This window comes from Youngiibacter fragilis 232.1 (assembly GCF_000495435.3).
Lineage (GTDB): Bacteria > Bacillota > Clostridia > Clostridiales > Clostridiaceae > Youngiibacter > Youngiibacter fragilis.
Genome location: NZ_AXUN02000197.1, coordinates 1 through 20,584 on the forward strand (window position 1 = coordinate 1; position 20,584 = coordinate 20,584).

23 protein-coding genes are annotated in these 20,584 nt (G+C 48.6%); 3 read left to right on the forward strand and 20 right to left on the reverse strand.

Features of this window, described 5'->3' with window-relative positions; translation table 11 throughout:
• Nucleotides 1-24: 24 nt before the first annotated feature.
• The 5 genes from T472_RS13785 to T472_RS13805 form a co-directional block, all read right to left on the reverse strand.
• Nucleotides 25-1,032 carry a hydroxymethylglutaryl-CoA lyase-like TIM-barrel protein gene (locus T472_RS13785; protein WP_023388083.1) on the reverse strand — a complete coding sequence of 336 codons (1,008 nt, stop codon included), beginning with the start codon at nucleotides 1,030-1,032 and terminating at the stop codon, nucleotides 25-27.
• A 91-nt stretch (nucleotides 1,033-1,123) separates the two neighbouring features.
• The gene (locus tag T472_RS13790; protein WP_023863654.1) at nucleotides 1,124-2,071 is read right to left on the reverse strand and encodes a hydroxyacid dehydrogenase; all 948 of its coding nucleotides are present in this window, start codon (nucleotides 2,069-2,071) and stop codon (nucleotides 1,124-1,126) included.
• Nucleotides 2,072-2,083: 12 nt separating this feature from the next.
• A complete protein-coding gene (locus T472_RS13795; RefSeq protein ID WP_023387236.1) occupies nucleotides 2,084-3,622 on the reverse strand; it encodes a tripartite tricarboxylate transporter permease in 1,539 nt (512 codons plus the stop codon).
• A gap of 20 nt (nucleotides 3,623-3,642) precedes the next feature.
• Nucleotides 3,643-4,092 (reverse strand): tripartite tricarboxylate transporter TctB family protein, encoded by a 450-nt coding sequence (locus T472_RS13800; protein ID WP_023387235.1) that lies wholly within the window; start codon nucleotides 4,090-4,092, stop codon nucleotides 3,643-3,645.
• 84 nt (nucleotides 4,093-4,176) lie between these two features.
• Nucleotides 4,177-5,172 (reverse strand): tripartite tricarboxylate transporter substrate binding protein, encoded by a 996-nt coding sequence (locus tag T472_RS13805; RefSeq protein ID WP_023387234.1) that lies wholly within the window; start codon nucleotides 5,170-5,172, stop codon nucleotides 4,177-4,179.
• 175 nt (nucleotides 5,173-5,347) lie between these two features.
• Here T472_RS13805 and T472_RS13810 point away from each other — a divergent pair, with 175 nt between their 5' ends.
• Complete coding sequence (locus T472_RS13810) at nucleotides 5,348-6,268, forward strand: LysR family transcriptional regulator (RefSeq protein WP_023387233.1); 921 nt, start codon at nucleotides 5,348-5,350, stop codon at nucleotides 6,266-6,268.
• 111 nt (nucleotides 6,269-6,379) lie between these two features.
• On the opposite strand, the gene T472_RS13815 is transcribed toward T472_RS13810, so the two are convergent.
• The 13 genes from T472_RS13815 to T472_RS13875 all read right to left on the reverse strand — a co-directional run bounded on the left by T472_RS13815 (nucleotide 6,380) and on the right by T472_RS13875 (nucleotide 17,074).
• Nucleotides 6,380-7,009 (reverse strand): ABC transporter ATP-binding protein, encoded by a 630-nt coding sequence (locus T472_RS13815; RefSeq protein ID WP_023387232.1) that lies wholly within the window; start codon nucleotides 7,007-7,009, stop codon nucleotides 6,380-6,382.
• Complete coding sequence (locus tag T472_RS13820) at nucleotides 6,999-8,648, reverse strand: ABC transporter permease (RefSeq protein WP_023387231.1); 1,650 nt, start codon at nucleotides 8,646-8,648, stop codon at nucleotides 6,999-7,001. The genes T472_RS13815 and T472_RS13820 overlap by 11 nt, the downstream gene beginning before the upstream one ends.
• Nucleotides 8,645-9,700 (reverse strand): Fe(3+) ABC transporter substrate-binding protein, encoded by a 1,056-nt coding sequence (locus tag T472_RS13825; protein ID WP_023387230.1) that lies wholly within the window; start codon nucleotides 9,698-9,700, stop codon nucleotides 8,645-8,647. Before T472_RS13825 ends, T472_RS13820 begins: the two co-directional genes overlap by 4 nt.
• Nucleotides 9,701-9,892: 192 nt before the next feature.
• Nucleotides 9,893-10,492 carry an ABC transporter ATP-binding protein gene (locus T472_RS13830; RefSeq protein ID WP_023387229.1) on the reverse strand — a complete coding sequence of 200 codons (600 nt, stop codon included), beginning with the start codon at nucleotides 10,490-10,492 and terminating at the stop codon, nucleotides 9,893-9,895.
• Entirely contained in the window at nucleotides 10,479-11,207 is a 729-nt protein-coding gene (locus T472_RS13835) for an ABC transporter permease (RefSeq protein WP_207643980.1), read from the reverse strand. Before T472_RS13835 ends, T472_RS13830 begins: the two co-directional genes overlap by 14 nt.
• 40 nt (nucleotides 11,208-11,247) lie before the next feature.
• Nucleotides 11,248-12,213 (reverse strand): ABC transporter substrate-binding protein, encoded by a 966-nt coding sequence (locus T472_RS13840; protein WP_040907720.1) that lies wholly within the window; start codon nucleotides 12,211-12,213, stop codon nucleotides 11,248-11,250.
• A gap of 172 nt (nucleotides 12,214-12,385) precedes the next feature.
• Nucleotides 12,386-12,799, reverse strand: coding sequence for an OsmC family protein (locus T472_RS13845; RefSeq protein ID WP_023387226.1), 414 nt, complete (start codon nucleotides 12,797-12,799; stop codon nucleotides 12,386-12,388).
• 8 nt (nucleotides 12,800-12,807) lie between these two features.
• On the reverse strand, nucleotides 12,808-13,248 hold the full coding sequence (locus T472_RS13850; RefSeq protein WP_023387225.1) for a glycine cleavage system protein H: 441 nt from the start codon (nucleotides 13,246-13,248) through the stop codon (nucleotides 12,808-12,810).
• A gap of 28 nt (nucleotides 13,249-13,276) precedes the next feature.
• The gene (locus T472_RS13855) at nucleotides 13,277-14,062 is read right to left on the reverse strand and encodes a hypothetical protein (RefSeq protein WP_023387224.1); all 786 of its coding nucleotides are present in this window, start codon (nucleotides 14,060-14,062) and stop codon (nucleotides 13,277-13,279) included.
• The gene (locus T472_RS13860) at nucleotides 14,059-15,258 is read right to left on the reverse strand and encodes a reductive dehalogenase (RefSeq protein WP_242864815.1); all 1,200 of its coding nucleotides are present in this window, start codon (nucleotides 15,256-15,258) and stop codon (nucleotides 14,059-14,061) included. The genes T472_RS13855 and T472_RS13860 overlap by 4 nt, the downstream gene beginning before the upstream one ends.
• 139 nt (nucleotides 15,259-15,397) lie before the next feature.
• The gene (locus tag T472_RS13865) at nucleotides 15,398-15,631 is read right to left on the reverse strand and encodes a thioredoxin family protein (RefSeq protein ID WP_023387222.1); all 234 of its coding nucleotides are present in this window, start codon (nucleotides 15,629-15,631) and stop codon (nucleotides 15,398-15,400) included.
• A gap of 59 nt (nucleotides 15,632-15,690) precedes the next feature.
• Nucleotides 15,691-16,695, reverse strand: a complete 1,005-nt coding sequence (locus T472_RS13870) for a permease (RefSeq protein ID WP_023387221.1) — start codon at nucleotides 16,693-16,695, stop codon at nucleotides 15,691-15,693.
• Between the two features lie 13 nt (nucleotides 16,696-16,708).
• Complete coding sequence (locus T472_RS13875; RefSeq protein WP_023863655.1) at nucleotides 16,709-17,074, reverse strand: ArsR/SmtB family transcription factor; 366 nt, start codon at nucleotides 17,072-17,074, stop codon at nucleotides 16,709-16,711.
• 137 nt (nucleotides 17,075-17,211) lie between these two features.
• Here T472_RS13875 and T472_RS13880 point away from each other — a divergent pair, with 137 nt between their 5' ends.
• Together T472_RS13880 and T472_RS13885 are read left to right on the forward strand one after the other, a co-directional pair.
• Nucleotides 17,212-17,904, forward strand: a complete 693-nt coding sequence (locus T472_RS13880) for a [Fe-Fe] hydrogenase large subunit C-terminal domain-containing protein (protein ID WP_023388491.1) — start codon at nucleotides 17,212-17,214, stop codon at nucleotides 17,902-17,904.
• Between the two features lie 2 nt (nucleotides 17,905-17,906).
• The gene (locus T472_RS13885; RefSeq protein WP_023388492.1) at nucleotides 17,907-18,161 is read left to right on the forward strand and encodes a ubiquitin family protein; all 255 of its coding nucleotides are present in this window, start codon (nucleotides 17,907-17,909) and stop codon (nucleotides 18,159-18,161) included.
• Nucleotides 18,162-18,474: 313 nt separating this feature from the next.
• Here T472_RS13885 and T472_RS13890 read toward each other — a convergent pair whose 3' ends face one another.
• Complete coding sequence (locus T472_RS13890) at nucleotides 18,475-19,065, reverse strand: DUF6320 domain-containing protein (RefSeq protein WP_152975175.1); 591 nt, start codon at nucleotides 19,063-19,065, stop codon at nucleotides 18,475-18,477.
• 77 nt (nucleotides 19,066-19,142) lie between these two features.
• Entirely contained in the window at nucleotides 19,143-20,567 is a 1,425-nt protein-coding gene (locus T472_RS13895) for a condensation domain-containing protein (protein ID WP_023388494.1), read from the reverse strand.
• Between the last annotated feature and the right edge of the window lie 17 nt (nucleotides 20,568-20,584).

Genomic DNA, 20,584 nt, shown 5'->3' on the forward strand with positions numbered 1-20,584 from the left:
ACAAAATTTTCTACACTCTCACTTTCAGGCCTTCAGCATTTCATCAGCAATCCTTAGACAAATGTCTTTGGTTACTGTCTTTCTTTCTAATTTAGATACGCCCCTTATCAGCTTGTAGAGATTCACATTCTTTTCAGCTGCTACATCCCTGAATATCTTCTCGAAGCTTGAGTGGGCACCTGCATCACCGAATACAAGGTCTATAGGTTCAATTGGATTATGGTAGCCATATTCCTTCATCGCAGGTGACAGCTCCTTGTCGATGAAGTCGAGCAAAGCATACTGGTCTATGTATTCCATCTGACCCATCCTCTGGAATAGTGCAACCGCCATTTCTGTAGGACAGTTTCCAGCGCTTCTCGCCATTCCCATAAGTCCGCAGTCAAGGACCGTTGCGCCTGATTCAGCTGCAGCTATCGCATTTGAGCCTGAGAATCCAAGGTTATTGTGGCCATGGAATCCAACCGGCATCTTGACCTTTGCTACCATCTTTTCAACATATTCCCTGACTTCACCTGGAGTCATGGTACCTGCGGAATCCATTATAGTCAGCTCATCAAGTCCGCATTCCTCGAGCATCCTTGCTTCCTCAGCAAGCTCGTCCGCATTCAGCACATATGCCTTCATTGCAGAGTACCTGCATTTAAGTCCATGCTTCTTGACCAGTTTTATAGCCTCGCATGCGCTTTCACCGTCACTGGCATTTGCTCCGATCCTCAGGAACTTCAAGCCATATCTTGCAGCCAGCTCGACATTCCTCTCATTCACATTGGTGACTCCAATGAACATTCCCAGTTCAGCCTGGTCAAGATATGGCTGGACAAGCTCAAGATATTCACCATCTGTTAGGGGTGCTATTGCACCTCTTGACTCATAGGCTCCAAGACCAAGCGCGTTACCGAATTCGATGACTTTGATGTTGCTTTTTATCAGCCCTTCGATCATCATTTTTGTAAGATCAGCAGAAAATCCCTTGCCAACTACGTTGGCTCCATCCCTCAATGTGCAATCCATCATTACAAGGTCCTTCATTTACAACTCTCCTCTATCTGCGATTCCTTAACACCTTCACCCATAGGCCTTGAGATCAGGTATTTCAGCATGGCATTAAAACTTTAGTTCTCTACACTACCGGGAATTCCGGGGTCCTGCCATTCAGGACATCATCTATCCCATGCACTGAATCAGTCACCATCCTGGCCATTGCTTCCTCTGAAGCTGCAGCGCAATGCGGTGTAAGTATGACATTAGTAAGGCCAAAAAGCGGATTGTCAGCTGTAGCTGGCTCAGGATCCGTGACATCGAGACCTGCGCCGGCTATCTCACCATTCTTCAGGCTTTCAATCAGTGCCGCCTCATCAACAACATTACCTCTTGCAACGTTGATCAGATATGCAGACTTCTTCATCATCCTGAATTCATCTGCACCTATGGATTTCTTAGTCTCGTTCGTGACAGGAATGTGTATGCTTATGAAATCGGAGGTCCTTAGAAGCTCCTCACGGCTTTCAACAATTGTAACTCCTTCTATCTTCTTGTTCTTTGGCAGGTATGGATCGAATGCTATGACGTTCATACCGAATCCAAAGTGAGCCATCCTGGCAACCATGTTGCCGATCCTGCCAAGACCGATAAGCCCGAGCACTTTACCGCTTATCTCGTTGGCAAGTACCTTGTCCTTGATCTGATAGTTTCCATTGCTGTATTCGCTTCCCATGAGATTCAGCTTTTTGGCACAAGCAAGTATCAGAGCCATGGTGTGCTCAGCGACTGAAAGTGAATTTGCAGTTGGTGCGAAGACTACCCTCCTGCCAAGCTTCCTTGCAGCAGTTATGTCGATGCTGTCATAGCCTGCGCCATGCTTTGCAACCACCTTTAAGTCCGGGCACCTTTCAAACACTTCCTCATCAATTTTTGCTACCCTTATGATTACAGCTATGCAGCCCTGCAGGTCCTCAACCAATGTCTCCTTGTCCAGACCTCTGCCGAACTTGACCTCGTAGTCAAGCTTCTTCAGAAGATCTATACCTTCATCAGCTACCTTTTCAGGCAGCAGTACGGTTCCACGCATTTATTCTTCCCCCTAGTCATCGCTGTTCTTGTCCGCACCAGTAGACTCGACCGATGGCACTTTCTTGTTCAATTTATTCATGAATACAGGTGCAAAGAGTGAAATTACTATCATGACTATCAGCACAAGGCATATGGGTCTTGTCAGATAGTATGTGAGTACGCTGGTGTCCTTCGACATGACTATAGCCCTGTGGAAGTTCCTCTCAGCCATGGATCCCAATATGAGTGCAAGTGTTATGGGGGCTGTCGCGAATCCGGTCTTCCTCATGAAGTATCCAAGTATCCCAAACACTGCCATTACCACCACATCCACGAAGCTCATGTTTATCGCATATGCTCCTACAACTGAAAGTACAACTATTATAGGTGCAAGTATCGAAGTCGATATTCCGGAAACCCTTGCAACTGACTTGGCAATAAGGAGTCCTGTGATACCCATCAGGATATTTGCAATCATGAAACCAATTATTATCGCATAGGTTATGTCACCCTGCTTGCTGAAGAGTGAGTATCCAGGAGTAAGTCCATGGATCATCAGTGCACCCATTATAACCGCCGCTGCAGAACTTCCAGGTATACCGAGTGTCAGCAGTGGTACGAGTGAACCGCCTGTCACCGCATTGTTTGCTGATTCAGAAGCCCAAAGTCCCTCTCTTGCCCCATTTCCGAAGAGTTCCTTATTCTTCGAGAATCTCTTGGCTTCGTTGTAGCCCATCCAGCCTCCGATGTCTCCGCCGGCGCCAGGCATTATTCCAACAATTATACCGATTATCGATGACCTGATGAGATTGGGAATCTCTTTTATCAGTTCCTTAAGCGAGGGAACCGGGCTTCCGCTTAGGTCGGGGATAGGTTCAACCTTCGTTCCCTTTCTCATTGCCCTTATTCCTTCAGCCTGGATCATTACCTGAGATATTGAAAACAATCCTATAAGTGCAGGTACCAGCTGTATTCCAGATTCAAGTGCAGTCACCCCGTAGGTGTACCTCGCAACTCCAAACACAGTATCATAACCGATGAATGATATGCACATTCCTATAAGACCGGATATTATGCCCTTAAGCATGTTGTCACCGGCTAAAGACCCGATTATAGTGAGTCCGAATATGGCAATAAGGAAATACTCCGGAGCGTTGAACTTGAGCGATATGGTAGCCAAAGGAGGCGCAAGGAAAAGGAGTGCCGCACCGCTTATGGTACCTCCTATCATGGAAGCTACAGTTGATATTCCAACAGCCTGCAATCCCTTTCCCTGCTTGGTGAGTGCGTAACCATCCAAGGCAGTAGCCGCCGAAGCGGGTGTTCCAGGTGTGTGTAGAAGTATTGCTGTTATGGAGCCTCCATAAAGTGCGGATGTATATAGTGCGGTCAGCATGATAATTGCGGCTGCCGGCTCCATCCCAAAGGTGAATGGGATCAGGAGGGCAATCCCCATGGTCGCTCCAAGTCCCGGAAGTGCTCCAATGACTATTCCTCCGACAACTCCAACCAGGAGTCCTATTATGGATTGCAGCGAAAACAAATTCTGTATCAGTTGTTCTGTAATCATGGTCTTCTCCTTAGGTTAAATTATGGAAGCATTACATTGAGCGTCTTTACAAAGAGGAGGTAAACAAACAGGTTCAAGGCAATGTCTGTAATGATGATAGCTTTGATGTTCTTGTTCCCGTAGTAAACCATCATGACAGGCACGAACACTGCCGTTGAAATGAAGAACCCTGTCAGGTTAAGGGCTGCAATGTATGCCGCTATCAGTACAAAGACCATGACAGGCGTCTGGATGACATCCAGATTCAGAAGGGTATCGCTCTTAAGTGTAAGCTCAGGCTTCAACGTCTTCCTGATTCCAAGTACAAGTACAATCACCGAAAGTGCCAGGAGAATCAATATGACAATCTGAGGGAACTTGGCGGATTCAGCCTTTATCTTGCCTGATTCAAAATACAGATATGCTGAAAAGAGTATGAGTATTGCTCCCAGATAAATATCTATGTTCAGCCTGCGGGTTTTCTTTTCCATTTTGTCCTCCTGAAAATCGTTCTATCTGTCTTGAGCACCTTCAGTTTCTGAAGGTGCTCAGGCAGCAGTATCAGATTATTTCCGTTATTTCCAACCCATGGTCTCAGCCATGTCTATCATTACCTTTTCCTGGTCGACAACATAGGCAGCGGCATCCTTTGAGTTCATGAAGTTGACTTCAAGTCCAAGTTCAGCCATCTTATTGACCTGCTCTGCATCTGTTATTGCAGTCTCAAACGCCTTCGCAAGTGCAGCTACCACATCATCAGGTGTGCCGGCCTTTACCCCAAATCCCCTGTCTGACGAATTTGTGACTTCTTTTCCGAGTCCTGACTCGTTCCATGTAGGCACCTCAGGTATTAGGTCTGACCTCTCTTCTGCAAACACAGCAAGTGTTATGATCTCTTTGTTTTCCATAGGAGTCAGTACATCTCCAACGTTTCCTGCAAATGCGTCCACATGACCGCCAAGAACTGCAGCAAAAGCTTCTGATGCTCCACTCATCGGTACGGCTGTTATCTTAAGGTCCATCGCAGCCTTGATCTTGTTCAGTAGGATGTCATCATCTGTTCCTGCACCGGAGGTTGATATGGTTACCTCGTTCGTCTTTGCATACTCAATGAAGCTCTTTATGTCAGTGAATCTCTTCTCATCCTTGTTTATCGCAAGTACGCTGAAATCCGACACATGGTTCGCGAGCATATGGAAATCAGCTATGCTCTTGCTCCTGCCAAGGCTCTTGTCAAGGTAGCCTGAGAATATCGTAGGAAGATTAACCATCGATACATTGTACCCGTCTGCCTTTTCGGAAAGGAGTTTCTCCCAGCCTACCCAGCCGCTTGCTCCCGGAAGGTTGACTACATTTACTGTGGTGCCCAGCGCCTTTTCAAGATACGGCTGAAGTACCCTGGCTCCTACATCTGAGCTTCCTCCAGCTGAATATGGGACTATGAGGTTTACAACCTTAGTGCCTGGAAAAGCCGGTGCTGCCGTAGTTGCGGTACCTTCCTTGGTTCCGCTTGAGCAGCCTACTGTCAGTGCCATTACCGCTGCCATTGTTAGTGCAAGAATCTTTTTCATTTTTCTCCCCCATTGCATTGTTGTAATTATTGATTGTCTGTTTCGTGTACTCATCATAGCAAACGCTTACAATTAATAAAAACGAATTATGTAGATGTTAATCATCGAAATTTTCGATATAATGTAAGCTAAGTACTAAGTGCGCTGATATTTCCTTAACAAAGGAGGAGTACAATTGAACTACGATCTCATTGAAACATTCCTGGCACTTGCCAAGACACTAAACATAACAAAGGCTGCGAACCAGCTGTTCATGTCCCAATCCACCATCAGCTACAGGCTGAAGGTACTTGAAACAGAACTGAAGGTTGCCCTTTTTGACAGGGACAAGGGCTACAAGCACATTGAGCTTACAAAGCACGGAGAGAAATTCCTTAAGATCGCACAGGAATATGAACGGGTGTCTGATGAGATATCAAATTTCGCCAATCTCAGTATGTTCAAGACCGTTGTGGTAGGAGCTGTAGACAGCGTGAACAACTTCGTGCTGAACAACCTCTACAAACAGCTCCTTAACGACATTGATGATGACTGGAGAGTTGGTATAAGAACCCTCCACACAAGGGAGATCTATGACAGCGTAAGCTTCAGGACAATTGACGTCGGCTTCGCTTTAAGCAACTTGCAGGTACCCTATACCGAGGCAGTCAAGGTCTATGAGGATTCACTGTTCGTAGTCAGCAAGCACAATGCGAACTTCCAGGCAAACAAGATAGCTCCCAGCCGCCTGGACCTTACGAACCAGATATACTTCAACTGGGGTGAAGAATATTCAAAGTGGCACAGCACCTATTTCCGCCAGCCAGACTCCCCTAAATTCAAGGTTGACTCAACTCTCCTGGCTTTCCAGCTGCTGTCAGAAGGCTACTGGTTCTTCGCACCTGCCAGCGTTTGCCTCAACATGAAGAACCTTTTCGATTTCTGCCTGTATGAGCTGTCCATAGAAAGTCCTGTGAGGTCAGTGTATATGGTAAGCAACACCTCAAGGATATCCTCCACAAACTCTGATATAGCCATCTTCAAGGAAAAGACCTATGACTACATGTATGAACTTGAAAAGCAGAAAACCGACCTCAAGAACTTCATTATGAACTGATATCCCCCGTTTACCTGACCTAAAGTCACGTTCTGGCAGAATGAAAAGATCCCCAAACATAGAGCAATCAGCTTAATGTTCAGGGATCTTCTTGTTAGTCATCATACAGTCCTATTGGCAGTCAAGCACCAGAGTCTCATCAGCCAGGGCCCTGGCATCATCCTCGTCGTGTGTAACTATGATCGTAGTCATGCCTGTGCTCCTTATTATCCTTCTGAGGTCCTCCCTCAGGTCCTTTACAAGGGCTGTGTCCAGGCTGCTGAAGGGCTCATCCATCAGAAGGATCGAAGGCTTTGGTGCAAGTGACCTTGCCAGTGCCACCCTCTGCTGCTGTCCGCCGCTCAGCTCGTGCGGATACCTCTTCTCAAGGCCATCAAGCCTTGTGAGGCTTACCATCTCTTTTACCCTTACGTCATCCTTGCCTTTCATCCCGAAGGCTATGTTCTGCGCTACTGTAAGGTATGGGAACAGGGCGTAGTTCTGGAAGATGAAGCCGGTGTTCCTCTTCTCCGCCTGAATGAACGTATTCTCGTCCTGTACGGTCCTGTCCCCTATCCTGATATATCCCTTCGACCTGTCCTCAAGCCCTGAGATTATCCTGAGCAGCGTGCTCTTACCGCTTCCGCTTTTACCGAGGATTGCGAGGATGCTTCCATCCTTCACGTTAAGGTCGAAGCCTTTGAATATTGCGGAAGCCTTCTTTCCATAACTGAATTCAAGGTTCCTTATGTCAAGCTCCATCAGTCTTCACTCCCTTCTGTCTGTTTACCATGGCGAATGCAAGGAGAGCTGCCATGCATATCACAATTATCATAAGCGCGGGTACGGAGGCTTCCATTATCCTCTCGTCATTGGCGTACTCGTAGGACCGAGTGGCAAGAGTATTGAAGTTGAAAGGTCTGAGAAGCAGTGTCAGAGGCAGCTCCTTGAGGATATCTATGAAGGTAAGTATGAAGCCTGTGACAAGCGAACCCTTTATCACCGGAAGCTCCACCTTCCACAAGGCGTACAGCTTGCCCTTGCCAAGGGTCCTGGCAGCTTCAGTATATCTTGTCCCGATCTTCGAGAAGCCTGAGTTCACGCTGTTGTAGCCAGCTGCCATGTACCTAACTACAAACGCGTAGGTAAGCATTGCGGTGCTGGTGCTTAGGACGAGCTTCCCTGTTCCCGGATCAAGCCACCTGTAGAGCGGAAACAGGCTTGAATCAAGCCAAACGAAAAGGGTTATGGTACCTATTGCTATGACCGCACCAGGTATCGAATACCCAAGCTGGGAAAGCTTAGTCATAAGCCTTGATATCCCCTTAGGAAGCCATCTGGAGGTTGAGACAATTACTACGTTGGCGATTAGGATAATGAGGCTTGCAATCAAACTGTAGGTGAGGGTATCAGAGATTATCCTGCCTGTCGCCCCCAAATTCACCTTTCCGTATGATGCAGCTGCCCAATGAAGCATCTGTCCGACAGGCACGAAGAACACGATAAGTGACGTGAGCGAAAGTACCGCAAGGACAAGGACCTTCCGGGCACCCCTCAGCCTGTATGGCTTAAGCTGCCTTGCACCCTGCATCCCGTATCGCTTCCTGCCTCTCGTAATGTCATCCATGACAAGGAATGCTGTGACAATCACCATAAGGTAGAAGGACAGCCTAAGGGCAACTCCAGTATCCCCGGAGCCGAACCAGGACCCGAATATGGCTGAACTTACGGTCTTCAGGTTGAAGTACCTTGCGACGCCATAATCCCCAATGATCTCCATCATGATGAGGGACAAGCCTCCAGCAAGAGGAAGCCTTATCAGGGGAAGCACTACCTTCCCGAATATCTTCAAAGGTGAGTATCCATGGAGCCTTGCGACCTCGACAAGCTCTGACGCATGGTTTTCAAGGAAGGACCTCACAGGCGCGTAGACATATGGATATAGGGTGATTGCGTAGATGACTACAGCTCCCCTGATGTTCATGATGTCCAGGGATCCTGGCGGAACTGCGATTCCAAGGCTCCTCAGGGTAGTCTGCACGACTCCTGTATAACCCAGCATTCCGGCAAACACATATGCGGCGATGTAGGGGGGTATGGTGAGCGGCAGATAGAAGAACCATCTGAAGAAGCCCCTTAAGGGAAAATCAAACATGGCGACAAGGACCGCAAGGGTTACCCCGATAATTGAAGCCAGCAGCAGTGAAAGGAAGACTATCGTGAGAGTTTGGACCACAGCATCCTGAAGGAGGTATTCCCTGAAACGGGTCCATTCCTCACTCCCTGAAAAATCAACCTTAAGGAGTATCGCAAGCACGGGCAGCACAGCTGAAAAAAGAATCAGAAAGGAAAGCACAGAACCTATGCCTGCCTTCCTCATTCCGGTTATAACCCTTATCATTTCCAGCCTGCTTCGGTCAGTATCCTTACAGCCTCTGCATTGGCTGCCCCGAGAGCCGACAGGCTTAGCTCCTGCGCCTTGAATTCTCCAAGTGAAATGAGGAATTCTGAAGATGCCGCCCCTTCAAGGACAGGGAACTCGAAGTTGGTCTGTGCATAGGAGCTCTGCGCCTTCTCCCCAGACAGGAATTCAAGGAGCTTCACCGCATTGTCCGCATTCTTCGCACCCTTCACCACTCCTCCGCCTGAGATGTTGATGTGGGTTCCGTTGCCGTCCTGGTCCGGGAAGAACACTCCGAGACTCTCAGCTACCTTGACTTCCTCAGGGTCTGAGCTTGTGAGCATAAGCCCCAGGTAGTAGGTGTTCATTATCGCTATGTCACCTTCACCTGCCGCTATCGCCTTCGCCTGGTCCCTGTCTCCGCCCTTGGGGTCCCTCGCCATATTCGCGACTATCCCTTCAGCCCACTCCTTTGCCTTTTCTGAACCCTCAAGCTCTATGAGTGATGCGACAAGTGTCTGGTTGTACACGCTGTCCGCTCCCCTTACAAGAAGCCTTCCCTTCCACTTCGGATCGGTAAGGTCCTCGTAGGTTGAAAGCTCGCTGGCATCAACCCTGTCCTTCGCGTAGACGATCACCCTTGCACGCTTTGTAAGCCCGAACCAGTAGCCTTCAGGCTCCCTGAGGTTCTCCGGGATGCTCGCTTCAAGCGCTGCGCTTTCGGTTGCCTGCAGGAGTCCTGCCTCCTGTGCCCTGTAAAGCCTTCCAACATCAGCGGTTATGAAAAGGTCAGCCTCTGTGTCCTCGCCCTCGGTCTTAAGCCTTTCGATAAGCTCATCCGACTTTCCCTTCACTATGTTGACCTTGATACCGGCCTCCTCGGTGAATGCCGCATATATGGCGTCATCAGAGTCATAATGCCTGTCAGTGTAGAGGTTGACTACCTTCTCTGCAGTTTCTGTCGGTACCGTTACCGCTTCACCTCTTGCTGCACATCCTGAAATAACCGCAGCTGACGCTGCCACTGCCATGATCGTCCTTAATAGCTTCATGTTGCCCTCCTATGGTTGATAATTGTTCTCAATTACACAAGCAATATTTTGTCATAGTTGAGAATGATTGTCAACAAGGAAGTTCATAATTGATACGTAAAAGTCAAAGTCAGGAAAACTGACTCAAAGCATAAGGTGGCATCCCTCAGGCTGCCACCTATCTTCACTTCTTATTCAAATCCTAATTTCCCATCACATGGCTACGATCCTGTCTGCCATGGCTTCAGCTTCGCTCCTGTCATGTGTGACGATAAGCATAGCTATCCCTTTGGATCTGCTCAAATCCCTTACCAGCTCCTGAAGTCTCGACCTCATGTCAGGGTCAAGGCTTGCAAAAGGCTCGTCAAGGAGCATCACCCGGGATCTGCATACAAGGGCCCTTGCAAGGGATACCCTCTGCTTCATTCCGCCGGAGAGCTCACTTGGCTTCTTTCTCCTGTGGTCGTAGAGCCCTACTGACTTCAGGGCCTCATCGATCTCCTCCTGAGTCAGACTTTTCCCGGCTATCCTTACATTATCCTCCACAGTCTTCCATGGAAGAAGGCTTTCAGATTCCTGGAACACGAAGGGGAACGGCACGTCTATACCATCAAAAACCTTTGGGTCATAGCTTATGGTTCCCTCAAAATCCTTGTCGAGACCTCCTATGATGTTAAGGAGAGTGCTCTTCCCTATTCCTGAAGGTCCCATTACAGCCACAATCTCTCCTTCACCTATATCCAGGGAGAAGTCCTTCAGGAGAGTCTCCTTTCCAAATGACTTGGAGAGGTTCCTTACCTCAATAAGCTTCATTTGCCTTACCTCCCCCAAACAGCAGCGACTCGAAGAGAATGCCGCATATCGCTATGGTCACAAGACCTGCAAGGAGTCCCGGAGTATCCATGTACATCCTTCTTTCGAAGATGAGCCATCCGAGTCCAGTCCTTGAACCTACCATTCCGAATACCATCTCAACGCTTATCAGCGCTCTCCAGCCCCTGGACCAGGATATGCCAAGTGCAGACTTCAGGTCATCCGCTGAACCCTGCACATATATGTGCCAGAACCTTGTCCACCTGTCCAGCCTGAAAGATTCCATGAACCGTCCGTATCTTGAGCCAAGTCTCGCAACGCTGAGATCCAGCTGAGCCCATAGCGGCCAGAGTGTTGCATGGACCATGATAAGTACCATTGCTCTCCTTGTCACTCCAAGCCAGAGGATTACGATCGGAAGCACCGCGATGCCCGGAAGCGGAGAAAGGATCGACTGCAGAAGAACGATGAATTCCCTGGCGTAAGCTGAGACCCTCGATATTGCTGCCATACCGGCTGCAAGCACAAGACTGAGTGCCATTGCAAGGAATACCATGCCAATGCTGTAAAGGGTCTTCATGATCAGCTCACCATTTGCCATTAGGTCGATGAAGCTCCTTGATATATCCACAAGTCCCGGAAAAAGGGCATCAGGGAACCTTCCGGAACGAGCTGCAATCTCCCATATGACAAGCAGCACGATCATGAAAACCATTCTTGCAAAAAGCTTATTGCCTTTGCTTAATTTTTTCTCACTACTTCGCATCCTGCTCCCAAAACAGCTCCTTATCCTTAAGTTCTGAGGATATGAGCCCGTTCCTTTCCATGAATTCAACGAATGTGTCCAGCCCTTCCACCCCTGTACCGAAGGTTGTGGTGCCGTCGCTAAGGTAATTCTCAAGCTCCCCTGTCTCATATTCATAGGCCTCAGAGAGGACCGCGAGTGTACCGTCAGTATCGCTTTGCATGTACTCCATTGTCTTTACCAAGGCTTCCTTGAATGACTCATACACTTCAGCGTCCTTGAAGACCCTTTCCTGGCAGATACCTACTATGAAGGTGAAGTCCCCGCCAAAGCTCTCCCTTCCATCAAGGAGGATCCTTCCTCCGTTCTCAAGCTCCTCCTGAAGATATGGAGGAGTGGTGAAATGGAGAAGGTCTGAGTTGCCTGATATGAACGCGGTGACACCGTCAGGGTGGGCCATGGAAAGAAGCTGTCCGTCAAAGGCCGATGCGCTTTTAACCTCCTTCTCCGCCGCCATCATGAGAAGTATGTGCTGTATGGAGCCTGGCTGCGGGAGCATTATCCTGTGGCTGTCCTTCAGGTCAGAAATTGAATCCAATGAAGGATCCTTCGTGACAAGTGACACTGAGGTCTTTGAGATCCCTGCTATTATCCTCCAGTCCATCCCCTTATCCTTCCCTATAAGGAAGGGAGGTATGGCAGTGAAGCCGATGTCAAGGTCACCTGAAAGCATGGCCTCCCTTATGGCCGATGTATTGCCAAGCTTCTTCCACTGGACCTTGATATCAAGTCCTCTTTTCTCCAGGGCATCCTCAAGGAATCCCTTCGATTTCATTATCTCAAGCGGAGCATAAGCGAGCCCGAACTGCTCACCAATGCTTACTATCTTCTCTTCCTTCTTTCCGCAGGCGGAAAGAAACAATGAAGAGACCAAAGCCACAATAACTGTCAGAACCATTAACCTTCTGCGAAACATAAGCATCCTCCGGAAATATATTACCGCCTATCATTATACCATGCTGATTAGTCAGATATGGTGAAAAATCTGACGAAACACCCTGGTAACTTGAAGCAACTTGATTTATAGTCACTTCACAAAGCATCAGCCCTCCTCTCAGGCTAATGCCTGATTGAAGGGCTGAACATGTTCAGTATCCAATTGTGACTATTTCAGGCTCCAGTGCGATTTCACTCTTAATGGAAGCTGTTATTGGTGAACTTGAAAGTGCCAGACTGAGACAAGATTTAGCCTTCTCTTCAGTCCCTGCACCGCAGACCGTGACCTTTGGCATCACCCTTATGAGGCTGAAGGCTGATCCATTCTCATCTCCCTCCACCCTGCACTCATAGGCTGCCATCTCAAGTCCTGCCTTTTCCATTTCCCTGACCACTGCAATCTGGAATCCTGTGTTCACCGCCATCATGAGAGCATCCTCAGGAGTCATGACGCCTGCTTTCCCGTGCTGCATCGGTGGAGATGAAAACTCCATCTCTGCACCGTTCTGGCAGACTGTATGTCCTGAGCTTCCGCCGTTCCAGGTTGACCTGTTGACATATATCATGTCCTCACCTACCTTTTTGAAAGCTTTTCCAGCATCACCGGCAGATATGCATCAGGAAACAGAAGCTCCGCTATGTCGTCATCCCAGTTAGAAGGCTCAAGCTTGAAGAGCCAGCCCTTTCCGTAAGCATCGCTGTTCACATTTTCAGGATTGACCTCAAGGTCCTCATTGATTTCAACAACTCTTCCGCCTACAGGAACCTTCACCCCTATGGATACGCCATCCATCCCGATGTCGGCAGCCTCCTCATCCTTCTCGAGGTTCGCACCAAGCTCAGGCAGGTCTACAAACGTCGCTTCGCCTGAAGCCATCTGAAGGTAATCGGTTATGCCAACAACGGCGAGATCCCCGTCATGCCTTACCCAGACTTCATCCATGCTGTAGAGGCAGGACCTGTCCACCCTCAGGCTGTACCCTTCATAGGTCGTTTCAAAAAATTCCCTGTCCATGCTCATCCCTCCATTCGCTCTATTATTCCTATCTGCTCCACACTCCGGCAGCGTTGAACTCATGTCCGAAGCCGTCGGTAAGCTCATCCTCAATGCTCAGGTACTCAGCTTCGGTGAAATTCGCGCCAGGCATCTGGTATATGGTGACAAAGCTATCGGCGAAGCCTCCAAGCTGCATCCTGATATCCTCAAGAGAATCAGTTGCCATAGGGTTACCGGTTATCTCCTCCTCAGTCTTGTTCCTGTTGGTTCCTACAAGAAGCGAATACACCACCTTTCCGCCATCTCTAAAGATGTACAGCTCAAGCCCTTTCATAGGGGCTTCCTTCTTTGAGGAGACCTTAAGGCCGTAACTGACCGATCCCTGCTGATATCTTATTATCATCACCAGGATATGGTCACCGGAAGCTTCAGGGACCTCAGCCGTTATTGTGCTGCCCTTAAGCTCTGCCACACCTCCAGAAGGTGATACTTCTGTACCTTGAACACTGTAGACCTCAAAGTCAAAAAGCTCCAGGCTTCCCTTGTAGAACTTGTCGTTGTATACGGGATATATGGTTATCTTCTCACCTGCAGCCACCTGAAGGATATTCTCAGGCCTGTACTGGAACTTAGTTGGATGCATCGAATCAGCCTGAACCGACCTGTTTCCGTAATCCCAGCCATAGGTTCCCATAATGGCCCTGGCGGTACCAAGCGTACTTTTCGCCTCGAGTCCCGGCGGTCCGGGAAGCTCCCTGAAGAATGCCATATATACCGCGGCAGCGGCAGCAACCATAACTATACCTGCAGCAATGAGCCTTAGCTTTCTCAAAGTCCTTCTCTCCTCGGCCTTAACACTTCAGGCCTCTCACCATAGCTTTCAATATGCAGGTAACCATGCTTCGCCCTGAGATGGGTATTCACCTGCAGCTCGCAGCCCCTTCTGGTTTCGCACTTCGTGCACTCAAAGCACTGTATGGACTCGAATCCCCAGGTGAACGGACAGACAGCTATGCATGTGGCGCAGCTTCCTCCGTTCTCCTGCCAGAACCTTAAGCACTTCTCCCCGTTGATGTACCATTTCCTGACATAAGGATTGCTTGTCTCAAGCGATGAGGTTTCCTTCGGCAAATCGAAGCTTATGGAATCAGAAGGGCAATGCTCCGCACAAAGAAGGCAGTTCTTGCAGAATATCTCCACACCGAAGTCAACTGGCTTGTCCGGCACAAGCGGCATGTCAGTCAGTACCTTGAACAGCCTCACGCTTGGTCCGAACTCAGGGGTGATAAGTATGCCAAGCCTCCCAAGCTCCCCCAGTCCCGCATCCACTGCAAGCGGAATGCTCATTGCCGTGTCGTTCATGCATGGTATGGCCCTGTAGCCCATTGCCCTGATATATTCAGCAAGTGATACTGCGGTTATCCCCATCCTTGAATACCCTATGGATGTCGCAGTGCTTGACTCGATGGCAGGAGATGTGCCTATACCCTTCGCGTCCATTGCTACAGCCATGACTATCGCCCTGTCCATGCTCCTTGGGATCCTGAACTCATCATCGGTCTCCTCAGGAATACCATCCTCAGTTATCACAATGGGCTTCACCATGTCCTTTGAATATACCCATCTCTCGTCAAGTGCGGCTACCCCAACAAGGTCAGCACCATAGATACCGGCCGCCCTTTTCACCAGCCTTGTCAGATCCTCTGGAGGCCTTACAACCTTATGCGATGACAGCACCTCAGGCACGACCATTGTGCTCCACTTCAGCATCTGGAAGTTCGGGAATCCGTAGGCTCCTACAAGAAGGTTGGAGGCATTCGCTCCCATGTCCAGTGCATTGTCCTCCTGGAGATAGCCTTCAGTACCCTCCATCATCTTCCTGCCCATATTCCTGTGCATCTTGTCCAGCCAGAACATGTATCCGAGCTTTCCCGTATCCTTCATGCTCACAGTGACAAACGCCTGGCTTGTCACAGGGAACCTCCTGTAGCCCTGACCGACCACATATGGCTCATTTTTTGTCTTCATCTCGCTTCTAGGTATCATTGGAATCCCCCTTATGCTGCCACACTTCCCTGATTCAAATGTACCAGCATATTCAATCGTTTACAAGCACTATCACCAAAAGGAAATCCCGGCCAAAGGACACCCCTCTGACCGGGAAAGCTTACTCAGCTATATACTTCTTTATTGCATCAACGTTTGGAACCCTTCCTGCGAACAGCACCTTCTCATCCTTGACAAGCGCAGGGGTACCCATTACACCATAGGACATTATGTCCTTTATGTTCTCAACCTTCTTTACCTCAGCATCGAGTCCCATTTCCTTAACGGCTTCCCTTACATTGGCCTCGAGCTTCCTGCAGTTAGCACAGCCTGTTCCAAGTATCTTAAGTATCATATAGAATCATTCCTTCCTTTCAGCAAAAGTCTTATATGCAGCATCAGTTATTTGGCAGGTCATATGAACACATGCCCGTATGCATTGAATAAGAACCCTATTATAAGTATCCCGACTGTCACTATGCCTATGAAGGTCCCAAGGAGCTTGGGTTTTATGACATTCTTAAGCATTATCATCGATGGCAGGCTAAGGGTGGTAACTCCCATCATGAATGCAAGCACGGTTCCAAGACCTACGCCTTTGGCAAGGAGCGCCTCGGCTATTGGAAGAGTTCCGAATATGTCTGCGTATATCGGGATCCCTACGAAGGTCGCAAGAGGCACCGAGTACCACTTGTCCTGCCCCAGAAGCGCCTCAATGAAGCTCTGCGGGATCCAGTTGTGTATGGCAGCTCCAATTCCGACGCCTATCAGAACATAAATCCATACCTTATTGAATATGTCCTTCACCTGGTCCTTCGAGTAGCCGATCCTTTCCTTTACTGAAAGCGTCTCCTCCTCATAAGCCACGTCCATGTTGTTGTACACGAAGCCTTCTACCTCGTCCTCCATCCTGAGCCTGCTTATTATGGTTCCTCCGACAACTGCAAGGACGAGTCCCACAGTAACATAGGCCAGGGCAATCCTCCATCCGAAGATGCTTGCAAGTAAAAGCACCGAAGCAAGGTCGACCATGGGAGATGAGATGAGGAACGAGAATGTTACCCCCAGCGGCAGTCCTGCATTCGTGAAGCCTATGAAGAGAGGTATGGACGAACAGGAGCAGAACGGTGTTATGGTCCCAAGGAGAGCTCCAAGGATATTCGCCTGGATACCTGAGAACCTTCCGAGTATCTTCCTGGTCCTCTCAGGCGGAAAGAAGCTCTGGATGTATGAGATCATGAATATGAGTGCGGATAATAGTATGAAAATCTTGATCACGTCATATATGAAGAAGTGGATGCTTCCTCCGAGCCTGCCGGAAACGTCAAGCCCGAACACATTTTCAACAAGGGTCCTTACAAGGTTTGACAGCCACGTCATCTTCAGCAGCTGGTCGTTTATGAATCCAAATATTGCCATCTTTACACCATCCTCAGGAAATCATCTCTTCGTCAGAGACCACGCAGCAGCTGTTGGAGTATCTTTCCTTATACTTCAAATTCTTGCCATCAAGTTCAAGCTGTGGATAATCGCCTATATTTTCAAGGATGTCCTTCGCTATTCCAAGGAGCACCTTGCTTTCAGGCTTTATGCTGTAGTACACGTACTTTTCCTTGCGCTCGTCATTAACGAGGCCAAGGTCACGAAGCTTTGACAAAGCCTTTGAAACCTTAGGCTGAGGTATGCCAAGGACACCGACTATCTCACAGACGCAAGTCTCTTCTCTTGCAAGGAGCATGACTACCCTGAGTCTGGTCTCATCCGACAATAGCTTGAATATTTCAGTAAGTCTTTCCATTTCAACCTCCATCTACTCATATGCACATATGTGCATATGACAATATTACTCCTGCATTATCCAGAAGTCAACATCCTGTATTGCATCTTTTTTTGTGAGTGCTAATCTAAAGACAAGAGAGAAAGGGAGGCGGCAACATGACCATAGGAAAGGAAATCCTCATAGCAAGCCTTGCTCCCTCCTTCCCTGCATATTTCAATTGCCATCCCGAACAGCTTGTGACTGCGCTGAAGCTCCTTGGCTTCCACCATGTCGAGGAAACCGCCTCAGTGGTTGGAAAGGCAGTTGAAATGAGATTGATAGAGGCAAGGATAAGGAAGGGTCCGATAATTGGCAGTTCATGTCCCAGGATAGCAGATGAGATAATATCAGGCTGGCCAAAGCTCAAAGACCTCATGTCGGATGTTCCGTCCCCAATGGAGCTGCATGGAAGGATTCTTAGGGAGAAGTATGGAATCACCTCAAGGCTTGTATTCTTATCCCCCTGCCCATGGAAGGCTGATGAGAACAACATGAAGATGTGCATGGATGAAGTCGTGACCTTTGAAGCGCTTGAAGCAATGCTTCGTGATAAAGGGTCATCAGACCTTACAAAGCTAAATAGGACCCCCTTTGATTCAAATGTTGATGATCCGGTTTTCAGGCTCTCCCCTCTGGTCATGGGTATCCATGGACTTGACGAATGCGTAAAGAGTCTGAACGACATTGGCCTTCTTTCCGAAAGCTACAACGAGCTCCTGTGGTGCAGCGGCGGATGCTTCAGGACAGCGTTGAATAATGAAAACCCCGATATGCAGATAGAGCGAATATTAACCACATGGGAGGATTAGGAATGGAAAGCTTCAGATTCAGCATCTATGACGGCTGCGAACCAAGGATCCTTGAACTCGATAGGACTCCTGAAGATTTCAGGGATCTTCTGGCAATGGTTTCAGAAAAATATCCCGGCCGGCACGAAAGGCTCATGGAAGGTATAGTCAGGCAGCAGTTCACTGTTATAAAGAACACCGTACGTGTCAGTCTCATGAGTGAACCCATATCAGAGGAGGACAAGGTCATAATAATGGCAAGTGTCTTCGGCGGCTGACCATTCAGGACATAATAGCATGGATATGGAAAGGACGGAGGTTATATGCCTCCGCCCTTCCCATATGTTCTTGTTTCATTAAGGGTGGATTAAGCCAGGAAGGAATTCCAAAACATGAGCAGCACTCTTCCACCAAGTATAGTTGAATGCCTGTGTTCCTGATAATGCATGAAACATTCCCTTTAACTAATGTTTCGTGCGAAAACAGGAACAATATCTCATTTGCCTGCTTAAAACTAAAACCTTCGGACTACCAGGACCTTTCACACAAAAGGTGATTCGGCTAAACCTTCACTGATGACCCTGTGATTCATCAGACATGCATCCTCTTCTGCAGCTCCAGAAGTATCTCCTTGCCCTGGAATATGACTATAGCTGCAATCATCACAAGGCTCAGGAATATGGATAGCATTGAAGGTATCTGGTGGATGACCCATCCGAATATTAGGAACAGGAATGGAATAAGTCCCATGACTGCACCAATGAGGAGATACAGGAGGTAGTCCCCTGCCTTAAGCTTCACCACCCTGTTGGCAATGAACATGGCGGTCATTGCGCTCATGCATAATATCGGAATGGCGTAATCAAGTGACCAGCCGATCCATCCAAGGTAATAGTCCCAGAACACAGCTAATATTGAAAGGATCGCCACCTGATATACTATGCTTTTCGCGATGTTCCTCCTCTTCGAGATAATCGAAGCGACTATGGCCCACATGCTTATCGCTCCGAAAGCCGCAAGGACAGGAAGGTTTATCCTAAGGGGCCTTATCCTGTCAATGAGGAAGGAAAGTGCCACAAGGGTAAGGGATATGAACGTCAGGATCTTTATGGCGAGGTTCCTCTGGAACCTGAGCGGAATATCCGGAAATGGCGATGGCTCACTTGTTTCAGTTTTCTTCACTGGATTCCTGCATAGAGGGCATGCATCCCAGTCGCCTTTGATTTCCACTTTACAACTCTTGCAGCTGCTCATACGGTTCACTCCTTTCCAGCAATATTCCCCATCTCTTCATTATCTACCTTGTTAGCGGAGACCTTGATCCTTACTCCCTTTTCAGTGAGCATGGTCACGAAATTCTTCTGAATCTCAGTCTCAGTGAAGGGAGACATGAATGCTACAGTCAATATACCCGCATGGCTTACAGACAGGAACTGAGGCCTGGCTGCTGCGGTTATGGCATATATCTGGTCTACATACCCGTCGATGTCCTTCTGGAGGCTTACCCTGCCCATATTTGAAATGGCAAGGGTAAGCTTCCTGTTGTTCAGGGCATTTGCAGACCTCATCACAAGGTCCTTGAGCGGCCTCGGCATTATCCTCAGAATTATGTTCTCCTCATAGGACTTGAGCATCTGGACCTTGCTCCTTATCTTTTCAGGTGTCAGCTGTCCCTTGAACTCCTCATCTATGGTCCTTGCGATCTCCTCGATGGTGTCGCCTCCTTCGCCCTTCAGTCCATAGGTATAGCTTACCTGGACCGTGCTGAAGAAGTTCCTTGCCGTGCTTGACTTGAAGAACTGCCTGAGGTTGACAGGTATGGAAACGGAGATGGTCCAGTCATCTTTTCGCCTCGGGGCATCCCTGTGCGTCGCCTCGATGAATACTGCTGTAAGGTATATGGTAAGGGAAGTACCCGCTTCCTTTGCAAGCTTAAGCACCTCGTCGACTGCCATTTCGGTCTCTACGATCCTTATCCTGCCGTCAGGGGTCCTTACACCCTTGACCCTCAAAACCCTTTCCTTCCTTTTCCTTTTGGTGAGTCCCACGCTTTCTGTGACAACATCAGCTGCCTTACCGCCAATGTTCACAGCTGCCTTTCCCACTGCCTTCCCGACCTTTGTCACAGTCCCTACTGTCATCTGGACCGGATTGAAGGACCACCACTCCTCGCTGCCTCCGAAATGCCTTTGGAAGCTGTCGTCAAGGAGCTGCTTCTGTGATCCCTTGCCTTCCACTGATGACTCAGTACCCTTGAGTGCATCCGGGTACCTCAGGTCTATGTAGTTGTACAGCAGGTTGTCAAAGAACCAAAGTGCCCCTGTTCCATCTGAAAGCGCATGGAAGACCTCTAGATGTATCCTCGTCCCGTGGTAGAGCACCCTGAAAAGAAGGTTCTTCTCATCACGCCTGTAGATGTTCGCGCATGGAACCTGAACGTCAGGCATAACCACAGGCTTAAGGTCGCTGTCCTCCAGATAGTACCAGAAGAAGCCCCTCCTCATTATTGAGTGGTAAAGCCTGAAGTAACTGTAGGTCCTGTCAAGGGCTTCCTGCAGGACATGAGGGTCCACCTCTTCCCTCACCTCCGCGCTAAGCCTGAATACCTTCGTATCCGTACTCGTCATGGTTGCAAGGAATATCTTCGATGCGTTGTCCAGCTTCGCCCAGCCTTTACGTTTCACGATCTACCACCTCACTC

What these genes read in the sequence shown, in the direction of transcription:
- T472_RS13785 (WP_023388083.1), bottom strand. Translation starts at nt 1,032, where the DNA reads ATGAAGGACCTTGTAATGATGGATTGCACATTGAGGGATGGAGCCAAC.
- T472_RS13790 (WP_023863654.1), bottom strand. Translation starts at nt 2,071, where the DNA reads ATGCGTGGAACCGTACTGCTGCCTGAAAAGGTAGCTGATGAAGGTATA.
- T472_RS13795 (WP_023387236.1), bottom strand. Translation starts at nt 3,622, where the DNA reads ATGATTACAGAACAACTGATACAGAATTTGTTTTCGCTGCAATCCATA.
- T472_RS13800 (WP_023387235.1), bottom strand. Translation starts at nt 4,092, where the DNA reads ATGGAAAAGAAAACCCGCAGGCTGAACATAGATATTTATCTGGGAGCA.
- T472_RS13805 (WP_023387234.1), bottom strand. Translation starts at nt 5,172, where the DNA reads ATGAAAAAGATTCTTGCACTAACAATGGCAGCGGTAATGGCACTGACA.
- T472_RS13815 (WP_023387232.1), bottom strand. Translation starts at nt 7,009, where the DNA reads ATGGAGCTTGACATAAGGAACCTTGAATTCAGTTATGGAAAGAAGGCT.
- T472_RS13820 (WP_023387231.1), bottom strand. Translation starts at nt 8,648, where the DNA reads ATGATAAGGGTTATAACCGGAATGAGGAAGGCAGGCATAGGTTCTGTG.
- T472_RS13825 (WP_023387230.1), bottom strand. Translation starts at nt 9,700, where the DNA reads ATGAAGCTATTAAGGACGATCATGGCAGTGGCAGCGTCAGCTGCGGTT.
- T472_RS13830 (WP_023387229.1), bottom strand. Translation starts at nt 10,492, where the DNA reads ATGAAGCTTATTGAGGTAAGGAACCTCTCCAAGTCATTTGGAAAGGAG.
- T472_RS13835 (WP_207643980.1), bottom strand. Translation starts at nt 11,207, where the DNA reads ATGGTTTTCATGATCGTGCTGCTTGTCATATGGGAGATTGCAGCTCGT.
- T472_RS13840 (WP_040907720.1), bottom strand. Translation starts at nt 12,213, where the DNA reads ATGTTTCGCAGAAGGTTAATGGTTCTGACAGTTATTGTGGCTTTGGTC.
- T472_RS13845 (WP_023387226.1), bottom strand. Translation starts at nt 12,799, where the DNA reads ATGATATATGTCAACAGGTCAACCTGGAACGGCGGAAGCTCAGGACAT.
- T472_RS13850 (WP_023387225.1), bottom strand. Translation starts at nt 13,248, where the DNA reads ATGGACAGGGAATTTTTTGAAACGACCTATGAAGGGTACAGCCTGAGG.
- T472_RS13860 (WP_242864815.1), bottom strand. Translation starts at nt 15,258, where the DNA reads ATGAAGACAAAAAATGAGCCATATGTGGTCGGTCAGGGCTACAGGAGG.
- T472_RS13865 (WP_023387222.1), bottom strand. Translation starts at nt 15,631, where the DNA reads ATGATACTTAAGATACTTGGAACAGGCTGTGCTAACTGCAGGAAGCTC.
- T472_RS13870 (WP_023387221.1), bottom strand. Translation starts at nt 16,695, where the DNA reads ATGGCAATATTTGGATTCATAAACGACCAGCTGCTGAAGATGACGTGG.
- T472_RS13875 (WP_023863655.1), bottom strand. Translation starts at nt 17,074, where the DNA reads ATGGAAAGACTTACTGAAATATTCAAGCTATTGTCGGATGAGACCAGA.
- T472_RS13880 (WP_023388491.1), top strand. Translation starts at nt 17,212, where the DNA reads ATGACCATAGGAAAGGAAATCCTCATAGCAAGCCTTGCTCCCTCCTTC.
- T472_RS13885 (WP_023388492.1), top strand. Translation starts at nt 17,907, where the DNA reads ATGGAAAGCTTCAGATTCAGCATCTATGACGGCTGCGAACCAAGGATC.